The following is a 16,525-nucleotide window of genomic DNA, read 5'->3' on the forward strand; positions in this document are numbered from 1 at the left end:
TCGCGTCCCGGCTAGATGAAGAGCTGCACGGCCGGCAGGGCCGCGTCGCAGTTGAGAAGGTTGACGCGCTTGAGCGTCATGCGCAGCGCGCCGTCCTGCACCGTGAGGTGGTGGAAGAAGGTGCCCACGTAGAACTGGATCTCGTCGCCCTGCGACTCCGTGTAGTGGAACGAAGTGCGCACCACGTAGCGGTTGGCTTCCGCGTCGAACTGCTCGACCACTGGCACCTGCAGCAGGTGGTGGCAGCGGCTCGGCGGCTGCTGCGAGAAGGCACGCGGGCTCTTCAGGCGCTCGATGCGCAACTCGCGCAGCAGCTTGTCCTCGTAGAGATGCGAGGTGTGGTTGAGGCCGTCTTCCTGGTCGGGAATCAGCGGCACCCAGTAGAAGGCATCGTCGGTGAAGAGCGCGTTCCACTCCTCGTAGCGGCGGGTGTCGAGCAGGTACGCCTCGTTCACCACGAAGTCGATGAGGTCCTGGCGGGTGATTTCTGACGCGGTGCCGGCCATCACATCGTCTCCGTCATGCGTTGCACCCAGCTGCGGTATTGATTACGCATCGGAAGCTCGTTGGTGCCGCCGGTCGTGATCTCGCCGCCCTTCAGCTCGGCCGGGTCGTAGTCGCGGTGGAGGCTGACCCACTCGTTGCCGCTCGCGTGCAGGCCGGCCTGCATGCCGCGATAGGCCTGCAGGTCGTCGTGGCCCACCACCGAGAACGGCGAGTTGATGAGGCGGTTGTACATGGCCGTGCGCTGCAGCAGCTCCGGCGGCGCGCCCTTGAGGCGGAAGGTCCAGCTCTCGATGAGGGTCTTGTCGGCCGAAATCGGCTTGACCACGCGGATCGCCTGGATCGCGCCCTTGATCGTGAGGTTCGGGTAGTAGACGGTGTTGTGGCGCGCCATGCCGAGGATCTGCGCGGTCTTCTCCTCGCCGTAGCGGGCCTTCATCGCGTTGTCGTACTCGGGGATCGCCTTGTACTTGCTGTGGATGCTGAAGTGCACGCCGGTGAAGCTGTGGCCGTTGTCGTAGGTGCGGATGCCCATGTCCTCGAAGAACTTGTAGTCGGACATGAAGGGCACGAACTGCTCCACCGCCATGGGCTTGGGTTCGCTCTCGGGCTTGTCGGCCCACATGCGCTTGGCGGTGCCGGCCGAGGACTCGTGCGCCACCATCGGATGCATGGTGTCGTTGAGGTTCTCGACGAACATCTTCCAGTTGCACTGGTGCATGAAGCGCAGGCAGCCGCCGGCGATCTCCAGCTCGCCTTCGGGCGAGCGGTCGGCCATGTTGTCGATGGAACTCAGCGAGTCGCCGAAGTACTCGTCGAAATCAGGGCCGGCATCGTTGATCTTCACGAAGATGAAGCCGCGGTGGCTGCGCACGTGTTTCACGGTGGTCAGGCCCTTGCCCGATTCGCACTCGTGCAGCTGGGTGTTCTCGTAGCCGGTCTTCAGTGGAATCGCCAGGGGCGCGCCATCGGTCTTGAAGGTCCAGGCGTGGTAGGGGCAGCGGAAGAACTTGCCGGTGTTGCCACAAGGCCCGTTGACGAGGCGCGAGCCCTTGTGGGCGCAGCGGTTCATCATCACGCGCACGCTGCCGTCGGAGTGGCGCACGACGATCAGCGGGCGCCCGGCGATCTCGTTGCTGATCCAGTCGCCGGGCTTGGGCAGCTGGCTCTCGTGGCCGACGTAGTTCCAGGTGTTGGCGAAGAAGTGCTCCTGCTCCAGCTCGAAGAGTTCCTGGCTGGTGTACAGGTCGCGGTGCACCCGGTCGTTCTGCACCAGCGCGCGGATGGCATCGGGGTTGTCTCTGTACGAGGTCATGGCGTTCATGTCTCCTTGCTTCAGATGTCCAGCACCAGGCGCGCACCCTTGGCGCGCGAGATGCAGATCTGCATGACGGTGCCTTCCGCTTTCTCGCGGGCAGTGAGCACGTAGTCGCGATGGTCGATCTCGCCTTCCAGCACGGGCACTGCGCACACGCCGCATTCGCCGCGCTTGCAGTCGAACATGGGGTCGCAGCCGTGCTCGATGAGGCAGTCGAGGATGCTCTGGTCCGCCGGCACGGTGAAGCGCTGCCCGGACTGGGCCAGCTCCACCTCGAAGGGCTGGTCGCCCTCTTCCGCGACGGGCTCGGTGAAGAGCTCGAAGTGCACTCGGTCGTGCTCCCAGCCGCGCGCCTGCGTGCGTTCGAGCACCGCGTCGAGCATGACCTTGGGGCCGCAGACGTAGAGGCGGTCGCCGGCGGGCACGCTGTCGAGCAGCGTGTCGATGGCCAGCGGCGCGCCAGCCTCGGCATCGGCGTGCACGTGCAGATCGTCACCCAGCAGCGCCTGCAGCTCGGGCAGGAAGGCCATCAGCTCGCGGCTGCGGCCGGCGTAGTGCATGCGCACCGCCGCGCCCTCGGCCCGGCGGCGCGCAGCCATGGTGGCCAGCGGCGTCACGCCGATGCCGCCCGCCACGAGCACCGTGCCGCCGGGGCCGGTGTGCAGTGGGAAGTCGTTCTTCGGCGGCTCGATGGCGATGGTGTCGCCTTCTTTCAGCCCTTCGTGCATGAAGCGCGAACCGCCGCGGCCTTCGGCTTCCTTGCGTACCGCGATCACGTATTCGGTCGGTGCGTTGGTGGCGTTGCGCGCCGTGTCGAAGTTGATGAGCGAGTAGTGGCGCCAGTCGGTCTTGCCATCGGCGAGCGACACCTGCACGCGGATGTGGGCGCCGGCCGCGAAGCCGGGCAGCGCGCGGCCGTCGTCGGCGCGCAGGCGCAGCATGCGGATCAGCGGGTTCAGTTGCCGCGCTTCGGTGACGCGCAATGAAAGGGTGGCTGAGGGTGCGGTCATCTTCGGAGTCTCTTCTCAGGCCAATGCGTGCTGCACCAGTGCGGCCCGCAGCTTGTGGCCATGCTCGTCGGCCAATGCGGCGTCGCGCAATTCGCGCAGCGTGGCCGGCGCCAGTGCGTCGCCGGCGCGCTCGAAGGCACGCATGACGGTGTCGTAGTTGCGGATGCCGCGCTCGTGCGTGTCGCTGTAGCCCTTGACGAGGCGCTGGCACTGGGCCAGTTCGACGGCAAGCTCCGGATTGCGCTGCGCGGTGGCGGCGATGCGCTGCAGCCATTCTTCGATGCGGCGGTTCTCCTCGGCGTAGCGCATGGTGGAGAGGCGCCAGCGCTTGCAGGCAGCCACCATGCGCAGCATGAGATAGCCGCGCAGCGAACTGGTCTGGATGACGCGGCCGTGCTGGGTGAAGCGCTCGACGATCTTCTTCGGCAGCGTCGAGTTCATCAGCCAGCGGCCGATGCCGCCGGGCAGGGTCTCGCAGATCTCCTGCAGACGCGGGTGCATGTACTCGTTGATGGCGAGTACCTGTCCCGGTTGCACGCGCGCTTCGCCGCGCACGCGCTCGAAGCGGGTGGCGCGGGTCTTGAGAGCCGCGACGCGGGCAGTGTCTTCGTAGGACATCCACAGCGCGAGATGGCGCGCGGTCTCGCGAAGCAGGCGACGATCGCCCGAGGGCAAGGCCGCGATGGAAGCCATGCGGTCGAGGTAGAGGTCGGCGTAGGCCGGGTCCTGGTAGTCGATGAGGCGGCGCACGCCTTCGAGCAGCAGGTCTTGCGCTTCGACCGGGAAGCTGTTCTGCACGCGCTTGACCAGTGAGCGCACGGCGGGGTGGCGCGGCTGCGGTGCGGGGGCGGCGATAGGTGCTTCCTTCACCGGCTCGCCATCGTCGCCGCCCTGTGCACGCTCGAACGCCGCACCGAAGGCCTTGAGGCTGGGCTTCACGCCCACGCCGCCGCGTTCGATGGTCGCTTCGAACTGCGCGCGGCTGAAGGGCAGCACGCCCGAGCCCGCCAGCGCACCGAAGAGCACTGCGCTGATCACGCTGCCCGAAGCCTCGGCGGCCTGGGCCATGTCGAAGCGGATGAAGCGCTTGGCGGCGTTGGCCGTGTGCGCGAGGAGCTGGCCGCTGTCGACGCGGCCGTCGCCCATCGCGCTCTTCTCGGCGATGGAGAACACGCGGTGCGTGGAAGCGATCAGCGTGGTGCGTTCGCGCGTGACCAGGCCGCGCTGCACGGCACGGCCGGCTTCCATCAGCTCGGATGCGAGCACCACGTCGACGTCGCCCGGCAGCGGCATCAGCGCGAGCACCGGCGTGCCGCCGTCGTTCTCTGCTTGCGACGATGGGTAAAGCTCGACGTAGTAGATGGTCGCGCCGGTACGCTGGGCAACGCCCGGCACGGAGGTGGTCTGGGCGACGTAGCCGTTGGCCTCGCCCATGTCGACGATCCAGTCGGCGAGCACGCCGCCGCCCTCCCCGCCCATGGCGAGGATAGCGATCTTGATAGGCTGGGCCCTGATGTTCGTCATCGCTTCAGAAGGCATAGGCTTCACGGCGGCGAGCCTCGCCGCGCTGCATCCAGCCGATGACGGCTGCGCGCATGCGCTCGCGCAGTTGGTCCCAGCGGCTGGGGTTGCTCACGATCTGCGCCTTGTAGAAGGAGGGGCACAGCACCGCGGCGTGCGAGACCTCGCCGCACACACCGCAGCCCACGCAGCTGTCGAGCACCGCCGCGACCGGGTCGGTGCGAAGCGGATCGGGGTTGGGCTTGATCGACAGCGACGGACAGCCCGAAAGGCGGATGCAGGAGTGGTCGCCGGTGCAGGTGTCGGAATCGACGCCGAACTTCTCGCGCACCATGCGCTTGCCGTCGGCGATGGCCTTGCGCACCAGCGGCTTCTCGCGGCGCTGCTTGTTGAGCATGCACTCCGACTGGGCGATCAGCACCTTCGGGCCTTTTTCCTTGGTGGTCAGCGCCTCCTTGAGCGCGTCGCGCATGCCGGCGATGTCGTAGGTACGGCGCATCGTCTTCACCCACTTCACGCCGACGCCGCGCACGGCGCTCTCGATCTCGTGGCCGGTGCTGCGCGTCTTGTTGACGGCGTTCGACGAGAGGATGTCCTGCCCGCCGGTGGCCGAGGTGTAGTTGTTGTCGACGACGATGGTGAGGTTGTCGCTCTTGTTGAAGACCGCGTTGGCCACGCCGCTGGTCAGGCCGTTGTGCCAGAAGCCGCCGTCGCCCATCATCGAGATCGCACGCTTGCCGGCGGGTGCGTTGAGCGCCGCGGCGCCCGCGCCGCCCAGGCCGTAGCCCATGGTGGTGTTGCCGATGTTGAAGGGCGGCAGGATGGAGAACAGGTGGCAGCCGATGTCGGCGCTCACATGGTGCGGGCCGAGTTCGCGCTCGACCAGCTTCATCGCGCTGAAGATGGGGCGCTCGGGGCAGCCGGTGCAGAAGCCCGGCGGACGGGCATGAACCACCTCGCCGAGCGGCGCGACGGGCTGCGCAGGCTCGGCAGCGACTTCGGTCAGCGGGATCACCTTGCGCGCGGGCGCGGGCACCGACAACGGCGCGAGGCGTTCGTAGCGCTCGCAGAAGCTGCGCGCACCCTTGAGCAGCTCGGCGGCCGTGTATTCGCCGGCCACCGGCAGCATGTCCTTGCCGTGCAACACCGTGGAGGACCCGGCCTGGCGCAGGATGGTCGCGAGGTTCTGCTCGACGAAGTTCGGCTGTCCCTCCTCCACCACGAGCACTGCGCGCTTGCCTTCGCAGAAGCGGATCACCTCGCTTTCGATGACGGGGTAGGCAACGTTCATCACGTACAGCGGCACCCGTGTGTTGCCGTAGACGTCCGCGAGGCCGAGGCGTTCGAGCGCGCGTACCAGCGTGTTGTAGCTGCCGCCCTGCACGATGATGCCGATGTCGTCGGCGTCTTCCGAGAAGAACTCGTTGAGCTTGCGCTCCTCGATGAAGCGCACGGCCGCGGGCCAGCGGTCCTTCACCTTCTCTTGTTCATGGACGAAGCTCGCAGGCGGCAGCACGATGCGGCCCACGTCGCGCTGCGGATTCTCGAGCGCATCCTTCAGCGTGAACTTCGCGCGCTTGTTGTCGCCCGCGACGAAGTGGCCGTGCACGTGGCAGGCGCGGATGCGCAGCTGCAGCATCACGGGCGTGTTGCTGGCCTCGGAGAGATCGAATCCCTGCTTGACCGCATCGACGATGCTGGGCAGGTTGGGGCGCGGATCGAGCAGCCAGATCTGCGACTTCATCGCGAAGGCGTGGCTGCGCTCCTGCATGATCGAGGAGCCTTCGCCGTAGTCCTCGCCCACGATGATGAGCGCGCCGCCGGTCACGCCGCCCGATGCCAGGTTGGCCAGCGCGTCGGAAGCCACGTTGGTACCCACGGTAGCCTTGAAGGTGACGGCGCCGCGCAGCGGGTAGTTGACGGAGGCTGCGAGCGTGGCGGCCGCGGTGGCTTCGCTCGCACTGTTCTCGAAGCGGATGCCCTGCTCGGCAAGGATGTCCTGCGCATCGGCCAGCACGTCCATCAGATGCGAGATGGGCGCGCCCTGGTAGCCGGCCACATAGGAAACTCCCGACTCCAGAAGGGCCTTGGTGACAGCCAGAATGCCCTCGCCCCTGAAGACTTCCCCACCAGAAAGCCGCAGTTTCTTGACTTCTTCAACGAACGAACGCTCTGCCATCGGGGTCCTTGTTGTCTGTCGTGGGACGATGCGACCAGGAGGTTGCACCGTGCTTTCTATAATGTTGACAAATGAATGTATCCACAATCATGAATTACCCTAGACATGCAAGCAGCGTGCCCGTGGCGACTGTGAGGTGCCTTCATGGCTGATCAACCCGTCGAATCGCATCGCTTCGTCGATGACTACCTTCCTGCGCTGCTGGCGCAGGCCAGCCAGTTGATCTCTTCGGAGTTCCACGAAGTGGCGCGCCAGCAGGGCTTCTCGGTGTCGGAGTGGCGCGTGATGGCCTCGCTCGCGGGCAGCGAGCCGGTCAGCATCGGCCAGCTCGCGCAGGTCACCGTGACCAAGCAGCCCACGGTGACGCGGCTGCTGGATCGCATGGAAGCACGCGGACAGGTCGAGCGCCTGCCCCATGAGAGTGATCGCCGCATCACGCTGGTGCGCATCACGCGCAAGGGACTCAAGGCTGTCGAGCACCTGATGGAACTTGCGCGCGAGCACGAGCGGCGCGTGCTCGAGCCCTTCGGGCTGCGCCGCGCGGAAGAGCTCAAGCAGACGCTGCGGCAGATGATCGACCTGCACATGCGACTGCCGGCCGACGAGCGAGAAGAAGACTGAGCCCTCGGGCCTCGCAGCTCAGAGGCGGGGCACGAGAACGGCGCGGCCGCGATGGCCGCGCTGCGCGATCCAGTCGAGTGCGGCAGCGGCATCCGCAAGCGCGAACGGCCGCACGTCGAGGCTCAGTCGGCCATCCGCGAGCCTGGCAAGCAACTCGGGCGCCGCTGCGCGGCCTTGAGCTTCGCGCCTGAACATGTTGAGGGGCAAGAGTGTCACGTCGCGCTGCAGAAAGTGCGCGATGTCGAGCGAGAGCACGGGCCCCGCGGTGTAGCCGACCAGAACGGCCCGCCCGCCAGGGCGCACTGCAGGCAGCGTTCGCGCGAGCACACTGCCACCGACTGTATCTATCAGCAGATCGGCGCTGGCCACTGCAGGCGGTTCCGCATCCGCAGCGACCGCGACAGCCGCACAACCGGCATCGCGCGCAAGCTGCATCACGAGCGAGCCGACGGCGCCGCTCGCCCCGGTCACCAGGACCTGCTCGCCCGCCTTCAGCTTCGCGACTTCATGCAGCGCCACCCACGCCGACGTCGTCGGAGAGAAGAAGGCTGCGCCCAAAGTCATCGGCACGTCGTCGGGCAACGGGCCCAGCGCCTCGTCGGGCGCATCGATCTGCTCGCACCACGTGCCGTCGAAGAGCGTGCCCAGGCCGCTTCCTCGCAGCCAGACGCGCTGCTCCTGCTGGTAGCGACCGCTCGCGATGACGACGCCCGCAGCCTCCACGCCCGGCGTGTAGGGCAAGGGCGGATGCCTGAGGAAGCTGCCGCGCCACACGGTGCGGTCGATGTGCCCGACCGTCGCGGCCTCCATGCGCACGATGGTGCGCCCAGGCCGTGCCGTGGGCTCGGCGACCTCTTCCAGCACGGGCACGGCATCGAATCCATGGATACGCACAGCTTTCAAGGCTGCTTCTCCAGAAAATCGAGCACCGTGCGAGCAAAGGCATCGGGCATCTGGTCGGGCAGCGGCACCATGCCGCCTTCGATGTCGACGATGCGCGCCTGCGGCAGGTGGTGCTGGAGTTCCGCCGCGTGAGGTGCGGCAAAAGGGTCTTCGGTGGCGCGCACAATCAATACAGGCTGTCCCACCAGGCCGATGCGCTCTTCCATGCGGTACGACGCCACGGCACGGTGCCCTTCCTCGACGCGCGCAACCTTCAACGCATCGAGCACGAAGGCTCCGAGCAATTCGGGACGACCGGCCGGATAGAAGCCCTGGCGCTTCTGCCAGAGCGCGGCGAGATGGCTGCCGTCTTCGCTGGGCGCGACTTCGTCGATGGGCGGACGCTGCGCGCGCGCCTTGCGAAAGGGCTCGTCGGTGTACGGCGTGGACGACAGCACCAGGCTGCGAACGCGCTGCGGAAACGCCACTGCAAGCTCGACCGCGATGACGCCGCCGGTGTGATGCCCTACCACATCGACCTTCTCGATGCCGAGCGCATCGAGCAACTCGCACGCCACGCGCGCCCATTGCTCGATGCTCGCCGGCACGCCGCCGTCGGCGGAGTCGCCGAAGCCGACCGTATCCATCGCGATGGCCCTGCGGCGCGCGCCGATCAGCGGCAGCACCGCGCGGTATTCGGCCCAGCTGCGCGGCGACTGGTGCAGCAGCAGCACGGCCGGTGCCGTCGGGTCACCACATGCCGCGTAGTGCACCTGCCCCACCGACAGGTCGGCGAATGCGCGGCGGATGCTGGTCATGACAGGGTCCGATCGGCAGGCGCACGCCACAGGCCCGCGTGCCGCAGCTCGCCGAGCGTGCGCAAGAGCACGTCGCGCCGGTAGGCCGCGACGTCGCGGCCCTCGTAGTCGTAGAAGCCGCTGCCGCTCTTGAGGCCGAGCCGGCCCTGCTCGACCATCTTCCCGACGATCGCCGGCGCGGTGTAGCGGCCCGCATCGAGCGAGGCCGACATCTCGCGGCTCGCGTGGTGCAGGATGTCGCAGCCGCCGAAGTCGATGAACTCCACCACGCCCAGTGCCGCGAAACGCAGGCCCAGGCCGTAGCGCGTGGCCTTGTCGATTTCTTCCGCGGTGGCGGCGCCCTCCTCGATCATCCGCGCGGCCTCGTTCATCACCAGCGCCTGCAGGCGGGGCACGATGTAGCCGGGCGACGCGCCGCAGACCACGGGCAGTTTGCCGATCTCTTCCATCAGCGCCTTCGTGCGAGCGAGCACCGTGGCGTCGGTACCGGGGTGGCAGCTGAGCTCGACCACGGGAATCACGTAGGCCGGGTTGAGCCAGTGCATGTTGAGAAAGCGCCCCGGCAGCCGCACCAGCGACGCGAGCTGCGTCACCAGGATGCTGCTGGTTGTCGAGGTGAGGATCGCGTCGTCGCGGCAATGGCGGTTGAGCTGATCGAAGGCTTCGCGCTTGGCTTCCATGGTTTCGGGCACGCCCTCGAACACGAGCTCGGCGGCGGCCAGTGCCCGCGGGGCGGCAGCGGCATCGACCGGATCGACGCGCGCAGCGATGTCGGCGATCTTCGACTCGTCGATCACGCCGAGCTGCGCGAGCCCCGAGAGGCTGGCTTCGATCTCGGCCTTGGCTTCGTCGCGCAGCCGCGCCCATGCTTCGTCGGTGCGCTGGCGCAAGTCGATCAGCGAGATGCGGTGGCCGGCATACGCGAAAGCGATGGCGATGCCGCGCCCCATGCGGCCCGCGCCCACGGCCGCGAAGCGAGGCAGCGAGGCGGTTTCATTCGCCATCGTGGAGCCTCTGCTTGAGCTGCGCGGTGCTCAGGCCGGCGAAGCCCAGGCTCTCGAAGGTGCGGGGGCCGCGCCGCAGGTCGCGCCCCAGAAAGCCGCCGACGATGGCCAGGAGGCCGTGCGCGATGGGTGCATCCACGCCCGCATGGCGCGCGGCGGAGGCAAGGAAGGCGAGACCGAGCTCGGTGTCCTCGGTGATGTAGCGGTGCGTGTGCAGGTCGATGTTCTCGCGCCAGTCGCCCGACTTGACGAGCTGCTTGTGCGCATCGCCGTACATCCACTGGTCGTTGTTGTAGTGGTCGGCCAGCGGATAGTGCGGCGAGCCCTGCCCGAAGGCTTCGCGCACCGCGATGCGCTCCTGGTCGAGCCGGTCGGTCACGTCGCGCACGGCGCGCTGCGTGCCTTCGTTGTGGATGTCCCAGCGCTCGAAGTGCTGCAGCGGCGCGGCGTTCATCACCATCAGCGGCGGGTGGATGACGGGACCCGCGTTCATCAGCGCGCCCGAGAGCGCGTCGCCGCAGCCATGCACCGCCGGATAGGCCCTGCGGATCACCTCGATGGCCTGCACCTCCTTGCGGGCCGGGTAGACGCCGGTCGGCAGCCGGATCGCGCGGATGGTGACGTTGACTTCGCGGTCGCCGTGCTTGCGCGCCAGGTACGGCAAGGTGCCGGTTTCGGCCCAGGCCACGTCGGCGCGGCTGCCGGCGTCCTTCACGGTGCGCGCCATCACGTAGCTGCCGAATGTGCCCGGCGGCAGGAAGACGACCTGGCCGTCGACCAGGTGCGGCGCCATGGCGAGCGCGATGTCGTGCTGGGCGATGGCAGGAGTCGGTATGACGATCAGCTCGGCGCCCTGCATGGCGGCGCCGATGTCGGCGGTGGCGAGCGCGATGGGCACCTCGCGCGAGCCGTCGGCGTCCTTCAGCGTGATCGCGCCGGCGCGCAGCAACGGCTGCAGCGCTTGGGCATCGCGGCGCCACAGGCGCACTTCATGACCGGTTTCAGACAGGTCCGCGGCAGCCGCGTAGGCGCCATGACCACCCCCAAGAATCGCAATTTTCATGTCGAAAGTCGAAAAGCAGGTGTCGATGAACCGGCAGTCGAGATACGACTCCGGGGAAGCGATGCGCCATTACATTACTTTTCATCGATTCAGATGTCAATCAAACTCGACGGGGGCGGCGTGCTCGGAAACCCGGAACGCGCCCGAAATGAAAAAAGCCCGCGCTCGTGAGAACGCGGGCTTTCGCAAGGATGGGAGGGCGCAGCCGTCAGGCTGCGTTCCCGGAAGGATCAGCGGCCGGGCTTGAACGCGCGCTTCTGCGCATCGCGGGGCACGAACACCTTGCCCAGGCCGCCATGGCCGGCGCCATTGCCGCGGGGCGCGAAACCGCCGTCGCCGCGGCCGCCGCCGTGACCGTGGCCGCCGCGCGGAGCGCTGTCGCCCCAGCCCGGCTTGCGGCCATAGCCGCCGCCGTTGCCGCCTTCGTCACGGCCGCCGCCGAAACCGGCGTTCTGGCCCTGGTAGCCGCCACGCGAGCCCGATGCACCGGGGCCGCGCGAGTTGCGGTCGTTGAAGCCGCTGGCGCCGGCATAGCCGCCGCCATTGCCGCCACGGTAGCCGCCGCCACCGCCGAACTTGCGGTCGCGCGAGTGACCGCCGCGGCCACCGAAATCAGGGCGCGACTGCGGCATGCGCTGCTGCGGTTCCATGCCGGGGATCACCTCGGCCTTGAACTGCTGGCGGCTGTAGTGCTCGATGTCCATGATCCGGCGGCGATCGCGGAATTCCGCGAAAGTGACGGCGATGCCGTCGCGGCCCGCGCGGCCGGTGCGGCCGATGCGATGGGTGTAGTCCTCGGCCTTCATCGGCAGGCCGAAGTTGAAGACGTGGGTGATGGTCGGCACGTCGATGCCGCGCGCAGCCACGTCGGTGGCCACCAGGATCTGCACCTGGCCGTTGCGCAGCGCCATCAGGCGGCGGTTGCGCAGGCCCTGGCTCAGGGCGCCGTGCAGCGCGACGGCGCTGAAGCCGTCCTGCTGCAGGTCGTTGGCGAGGCCGTCGCACTCGACCTGCGTGCTAGCGAACACGATGGCCTGGTTGATGCTGGTGTCGCGCAGCCAGTGGTCGAGCAGCTTGCGCTTGTGCTGGGCGTTGTCGGCCCAGAACAGCACCTGCTTGATGTTGGCGTGCTTTTCCTGCGGGCTGTCGATGGTCACGCGCTGCGGCTCGCGCATCACGCGGGCGGCCAGCTGCTGGATGCGCGGCGCGAAGGTGGCGCTGAACATCATGGTCTGCTGGCGCTCGATGGTGAGCTGGTTGATCTCGGCCAGATCGTCGGCAAAGCCCAGGTCGAGCATGCGGTCGGCTTCGTCGACCACCAGGAATTTGACCTGGTCGAGCTTGATCTGCATCGAGCGCTGCAGGTCGAGCAGGCGGCCCGGCGTGGCGACCACGAGGTCGGCGTTCTGCAGACGAGCGATCTGGAGCTGGTAAGGCATGCCGCCCACCACGTTCGCGATGCGCAGGCCGCGGCAGTGGCGCACCAGCTCGATGGCGTCGTGCGCGACCTGCTGCGCGAGTTCGCGCGTGGGGCACAGCACCAGGGCGCCGGGAGTGGCCGCCTTGAAGTTGCGGGCGTTGGTCGGGTCCTTACGCTTCGCCTTCTTGGGCGGAGCTTCGCCGCGGGCGGCGGCTTCGGCGGCCAGGCGCTGGAATTCGGCCCGGGCAGCGGCCTCGGCTTCAGCCTGGCGCTTGATGAGGGTGTGCAGCACGGGCAGCAGGAAGGCGGCGGTCTTGCCCGAACCGGTCTGGCTCGAAACCATCAGGTCGACGAAACGCGTCGAGGGGGCCGAGCCGTTCTGCTCGCCCATGGCGATGGGAACGACCTTTTCCTGCACGGCGGTGGGCTGGGTGAAGCCCATGTCCGCCACGGCGGCGATCAGCTCGGGCGCAAGGCCCAGCTTGATGAAGCCATTGGGAGCGCTGGGCTCTTCGGCGGCGGCCTCAGGGGCGGCGCCGTCCAGCGCATCGAGGATGGGCGCCTCGGACACGGTGTCCATGGCGGCGGTGAATTCGTTGTGGGTAGCGGATTGCACAGGCGCGAACTCGCCCTGCGCTTCAAAAGCGTCGGTCATGAATTTCAATCTCAAACGCGAGCGCCGCCGTGGACGGCGCCCCGTTGGGTGGTTAAAAACATCAACCATCCAACGACATTCAACTTCGGGCGGATGCCCAAGGCTGCGGCCCTTTTTGATCAGCAAATGCGATCGGGCGCGGTGTGCAAGATAGGGAGATGCGAGAAACGCTCACCGGGCTAAAAATGCCTGCCCGGCCAGCGAAGCCTGCGATTATGGCACGGATTCGGGTTTTTACCTAATCCTTGGCCTTGTTCAATCTGCCAGGCGCAGGAAGGTCTCTCGATAGTGCGCCAGTTCCTCGATGGACTCGTGCACATCCGCCAGCGCCGTGTGCGCCTGCTGCTTTTTGAAGCTGTTGTAGGCCGCCGGCTTCCAGCGCTTGGCCAGTTCCTTCAGCGTGCTCACGTCGAGATTGCGGTAGTGGAAATACGCCTCCAGCTTGGGCATGAACTTGACGAGGAAACGCCGGTCCTGCCCGATGGTGTTGCCGCACATGGGCGAACCGCTGCGCGGAATGTACTTGGCGATGAATTCCAGCAGCTGCTGTTCAGCCGCGGCTTCGTCGAGCGTGGACGCCTTGACCTTGTCGATCAGCCCGCTGCGGCCATGGGTGCCCTTGTTCCAGGCGTCCATGCCGTCGAGCACGGCGTCGCTCTGGTGAATGACCAGCACGGGGCCGTCGATGCGGGGCGTGAGGTCGGGGCCGGTGACGACCACGGCGATTTCGAGCAGGCGCTCTTTCTCGGGGTCCAGACCGCTCATTTCGCAGTCCAGCCAGACCAGGTTCTGGTCGCTTTTCTTCAGGGTCGGGGCGGCTGCGGAGGGCGTCGGGTCAAGGGATTCAGGCATCGCAGGATTGTCGTCGAAGGGCTGCGGCCCCGGATAGCGAGGGCTAAACTCGCCGATCCATGTCCTATTCGCTCATCTTCACCATCGCTTTCGCGGCCGCGATCGTCGCGGGCCTGCTCGTGAAGTTCTGGCTGGCCACGCGACAGGTCCGCCACGTGGCGCAGCACCGCGGCACCGTCCCTGCAGCCTTCGCGCAGACCATCACCCTCGCCGCGCACCAGAAGGCGGCCGACTACACGATCGCCAAGGCGCGATTCGGCCTGGTCGAGATGGCATGGAGCGCGGCGCTGCTGCTCGGCTGGACCCTGCTCGGCGGACTTGACCTGCTCAACAAGCTCCTGCTGGGCTGGATCGGCGGCGGCATGGTGCAGCAACTGGTGCTGCTGGCAGCCTTCGCGGCCATCGGCGGGCTGCTCGAGCTGCCCTTCACGCTCTGGCAGACCTTCAGGCTCGAAGAACGCTTCGGCTTCAACAAGATGACCTGGAAGCTCTGGCTGGCGGACACGCTCAAGTCCACGCTCCTGGGCGCGGTGATCGGACTGCCCATCGCCGCCCTGATCCTCTGGCTCATGGGCGCAGCCGGCCAGCTGTGGTGGCTGTGGGCCTGGGGCGCCTGGATGGGCTTCAACCTCCTGCTGATGCTGATCTACCCGACCTTCATCGCGCCGTTGTTCAACAAGTTCCAGCCGCTGGACGACCCCACGCTCAAGGAACGCGTAACGGCCCTCATGAAGCGCTGCGGCTTCGCGGCCAAGGGCCTGTTCGTGATGGACGGCAGCACGCGCAGCGCCCATGCCAACGCCTACTTCACTGGCTTCGGCGCCAGCAAGCGCGTGGTGTTCTATGACACGCTGCTGCGCCAGCTGAATGCCGGCGAGGTCGAGGCGGTGCTCGCGCACGAGCTGGGGCACTTCAAGCACCGTCACATCGTCAAGCGGCTGATTGCGATGTTCGCGCTGAGCCTGGCTGGTTTCGCCCTGCTGGGCTGGGTGTCGACGCAGGTCTGGTTCTATGCCGGCCTGGGTGTGCAGCCCAACATGACGGCGCCCAACAGCGCGCTGGCGCTGCTGCTGTTCATGCTCGCCGTGCCGGTGTTCGGCTTCTTCGTGGCGCCGCTGCCCGCGCTGCTGTCGCGCAAGCACGAGTTCGAGGCCGACGCCTACGCGGTGGCCCAGACCAGCGGCGCCGACCTGTCGGCCGCCCTGCTCAAGCTCTACCAGGACAACGCTTCGACGCTCACGCCCGACCCCGTGTTCGTCAAGTTCTACTATTCGCATCCCCCGGCCTCCGAGCGCCTCGCGCGCATGGCAGCCCCGGCCTGACCCGGCCGCGCCCCTCACTCGAAGAAGCCCATCATGAGCAGCATGTTCAAGCCCAAGGACTGGAAGAACCTCCCTCCCCGCAAGGCGCTGAGCGCCACCGAGATCGTCTCGGGCCTGGCGCGCCTCGACGGCTGGAGGCTCACGGGCGACGGCGCAGATGTCGCCATCGAGAAGACCTTCAGCTTCGCCAACTACTTCGAGACCATCGCCTTCGTGAACGCCCTCGCCTTCGTGGCGCACACGCAAGATCATCATCCCGACCTGTCGGTGCACTACAACCGCTGCGTGGTGCGCTTCAACACGCACGACGTGGGCGGCCTGTCGACCACCGACTTCGACTGCGCCCGCCAGGCCGACGCGCTGGTCGGCGCCGCGCCCGCCGCCTGATGGAAGGCGCTCTTGGCTAAGCCCGGCCGCGCCGCGCCCGCAGCCGCCGCTGCGAAGGCACTCCACGAAGGCCTCGTCGTCGCCAGCCACGGGCGCCACTGCCTCGTCGAAACACCCGCAGGCGAACGGCTGATCTGCCATCCGCGCGGCAAGAAGAGCCAGGCCGTGGTCGGCGACCGCGTCCACTGGCAGGCCAGCGAGGACGAAGGCACCATCGAGCAGGTGCTGCCGCGGCGCAATCTCTTCTACCGCCAGGACGAGATCCGCACCAAGTCATTCGCGGCCAATCTCGACCATGTGCTGATCCTGATCGCGGCCGAGCCAGAGTTTTCCGAACACCAGCTGGCCCGCGCGCTGATCGCCGCCGAGGCCGAGCGCATCGCGCCCATCATCGCGTTGAACAAGAGCGATCTGGTCGAGCCCTTCGAGCGCGCCTGGGCGAGGCTGGCGCCCTATCGACGCATGCACCACGGCGTGCTGCCGCTGTCGCTGAAGGCTTCGGCGGAGGCGGACCGCGCCTCGCTGATGAAACTGCTCGCCGGCAAGTCCACCCTGGTACTGGGCCCGTCCGGCTCGGGCAAGAGCACGCTGACCAACCTGCTGGTGCCTGGCGCGGCCGTGCTGACGCAGGAGATCTCGCAGGCGCTCAACTCCGGCAAGCACACCACCACGAGCACCACCTGGTACTGGATCGACGAGGCCCGCACCACCGGCCTGATCGATTCGCCGGGCTTCCAGGAATTCGGCCTGAACCACATCGCGCCGATGCAACTCGCCAGCCTCATGCCCGACATCGCCGAGCACGCAGGCGACTGCAAGTTCTACAACTGCACGCACCTGCACGAGCCGGGCTGCGGCGTGATCGCGAACGTGGAAACCGCCGGTGCGTCGGGCGCCATCAGCGCGAGCCGCTACAGGATCTACGGCGAGCTCTTCGCCGAGCTGAGCCAGAAGCGGTACTGATCTGGC

The 16,525-nt window shown here is 67.5% G+C and carries 16 protein-coding genes; 5 read left to right on the plus strand and 11 right to left on the minus strand.

The features are described 5' to 3' along the window. Positions 1–11: 11 nt before the first annotated feature. From ACAM57_RS23765 to ACAM57_RS23785, 5 genes are read right to left on the minus strand one after another with little or no spacing between them, the layout of a single operon-like run. The gene (locus ACAM57_RS23765) at positions 12–506 is read right to left on the minus strand and encodes an aromatic-ring-hydroxylating dioxygenase subunit beta (protein ID WP_184635661.1); all 495 of its coding nucleotides are present in this window, start codon (positions 504–506) and stop codon (positions 12–14) included. Then, positions 506–1,819: an aromatic ring-hydroxylating dioxygenase subunit alpha gene (locus ACAM57_RS23770; protein WP_184635659.1), complete on the minus strand. Its 1,314-nt coding sequence runs from the start codon at positions 1,817–1,819 to the stop codon at positions 506–508. The genes ACAM57_RS23765 and ACAM57_RS23770 overlap by 1 nt, the downstream gene beginning before the upstream one ends. A gap of 20 nt (positions 1,820–1,839) precedes the next feature. Next, positions 1,840–2,832, minus strand: a complete 993-nt coding sequence (locus ACAM57_RS23775; RefSeq protein ID WP_369659192.1) for a 2Fe-2S iron-sulfur cluster-binding protein — start codon at positions 2,830–2,832, stop codon at positions 1,840–1,842. A 15-nt stretch (positions 2,833–2,847) separates the two neighbouring features. After that, complete coding sequence (locus ACAM57_RS23780) at positions 2,848–4,356, minus strand: indolepyruvate oxidoreductase subunit beta family protein (protein WP_369659193.1); 1,509 nt, start codon at positions 4,354–4,356, stop codon at positions 2,848–2,850. Positions 4,357–4,360: 4 nt separating this feature from the next. Next, positions 4,361–6,532 carry a thiamine pyrophosphate-dependent enzyme gene (locus tag ACAM57_RS23785; RefSeq protein WP_369659194.1) on the minus strand — a complete coding sequence of 724 codons (2,172 nt, stop codon included), beginning with the start codon at positions 6,530–6,532 and terminating at the stop codon, positions 4,361–4,363. Positions 6,533–6,676: 144 nt separating this feature from the next. Between ACAM57_RS23785 and ACAM57_RS23790 the strand changes: the two genes are divergently transcribed. After that, entirely contained in the window at positions 6,677–7,153 is a 477-nt protein-coding gene (locus ACAM57_RS23790; RefSeq protein ID WP_176664552.1) for a MarR family winged helix-turn-helix transcriptional regulator, read from the plus strand. An 18-nt stretch (positions 7,154–7,171) separates the two neighbouring features. Here ACAM57_RS23790 and ACAM57_RS23795 read toward each other — a convergent pair whose 3' ends face one another. From ACAM57_RS23795 to ACAM57_RS23810, 4 genes are read right to left on the minus strand one after another with little or no spacing between them, the layout of a single operon-like run. Beyond that, positions 7,172–8,047 carry a zinc-binding alcohol dehydrogenase family protein gene (locus tag ACAM57_RS23795; RefSeq protein ID WP_369662471.1) on the minus strand — a complete coding sequence of 292 codons (876 nt, stop codon included), beginning with the start codon at positions 8,045–8,047 and terminating at the stop codon, positions 7,172–7,174. A gap of 5 nt (positions 8,048–8,052) precedes the next feature. Further along, positions 8,053–8,853, minus strand: a complete 801-nt coding sequence (locus ACAM57_RS23800) for an alpha/beta fold hydrolase (protein WP_369659195.1) — start codon at positions 8,851–8,853, stop codon at positions 8,053–8,055. Further along, positions 8,850–9,857 (minus strand): 3-hydroxybutyryl-CoA dehydrogenase, encoded by a 1,008-nt coding sequence (locus tag ACAM57_RS23805; protein WP_369659196.1) that lies wholly within the window; start codon positions 9,855–9,857, stop codon positions 8,850–8,852. Before ACAM57_RS23805 ends, ACAM57_RS23800 begins: the two co-directional genes overlap by 4 nt. Next, positions 9,847–10,920, minus strand: coding sequence for an NAD/NADP octopine/nopaline dehydrogenase family protein (locus tag ACAM57_RS23810; protein ID WP_369659197.1), 1,074 nt, complete (start codon positions 10,918–10,920; stop codon positions 9,847–9,849). The genes ACAM57_RS23805 and ACAM57_RS23810 overlap by 11 nt, the downstream gene beginning before the upstream one ends. On the opposite strand from ACAM57_RS23810, the gene ACAM57_RS23815 reads away from it, so the two are divergent. Further along, positions 10,891–11,091, plus strand: a complete 201-nt coding sequence (locus ACAM57_RS23815; RefSeq protein ID WP_369659198.1) for a hypothetical protein — start codon at positions 10,891–10,893, stop codon at positions 11,089–11,091. The two genes, ACAM57_RS23810 and ACAM57_RS23815, sit on opposite strands and share 30 nt — an antisense overlap. Before the next feature lie 59 nt (positions 11,092–11,150). Here ACAM57_RS23815 and ACAM57_RS23820 read toward each other — a convergent pair whose 3' ends face one another. Together ACAM57_RS23820 and orn are read right to left on the minus strand one after the other, a co-directional pair. Further along, positions 11,151–12,995: a DEAD/DEAH box helicase gene (locus tag ACAM57_RS23820; RefSeq protein ID WP_369659199.1), complete on the minus strand. Its 1,845-nt coding sequence runs from the start codon at positions 12,993–12,995 to the stop codon at positions 11,151–11,153. A 255-nt stretch (positions 12,996–13,250) separates the two neighbouring features. Beyond that, positions 13,251–13,847, minus strand: coding sequence for an oligoribonuclease (gene orn, locus ACAM57_RS23825; protein ID WP_369659200.1), 597 nt, complete (start codon positions 13,845–13,847; stop codon positions 13,251–13,253). 59 nt (positions 13,848–13,906) lie between these two features. Between orn and ACAM57_RS23830 the strand changes: the two genes are divergently transcribed. The 3 genes from ACAM57_RS23830 to rsgA are packed head-to-tail and all read left to right on the plus strand — an operon-like array spanning position 13,907 to position 16,519. Next, on the plus strand, positions 13,907–15,169 hold the full coding sequence (locus ACAM57_RS23830) for a M48 family metallopeptidase (RefSeq protein ID WP_126022746.1): 1,263 nt from the start codon (positions 13,907–13,909) through the stop codon (positions 15,167–15,169). A gap of 33 nt (positions 15,170–15,202) precedes the next feature. Then, positions 15,203–15,556: a 4a-hydroxytetrahydrobiopterin dehydratase gene (locus tag ACAM57_RS23835; protein ID WP_369659201.1), complete on the plus strand. Its 354-nt coding sequence runs from the start codon at positions 15,203–15,205 to the stop codon at positions 15,554–15,556. Between the two features lie 12 nt (positions 15,557–15,568). Beyond that, entirely contained in the window at positions 15,569–16,519 is a 951-nt protein-coding gene (rsgA, locus tag ACAM57_RS23840) for a ribosome small subunit-dependent GTPase A (protein ID WP_369659202.1), read from the plus strand. The last annotated feature ends 6 nt before the right edge of the window (positions 16,520–16,525 follow it).

This window comes from Variovorax sp. V15, assembly GCF_041154425.1.
In the GTDB taxonomy this organism is placed as follows: Bacteria; Pseudomonadota; Gammaproteobacteria; order Burkholderiales; family Burkholderiaceae_C; genus Variovorax; species Variovorax guangxiensis.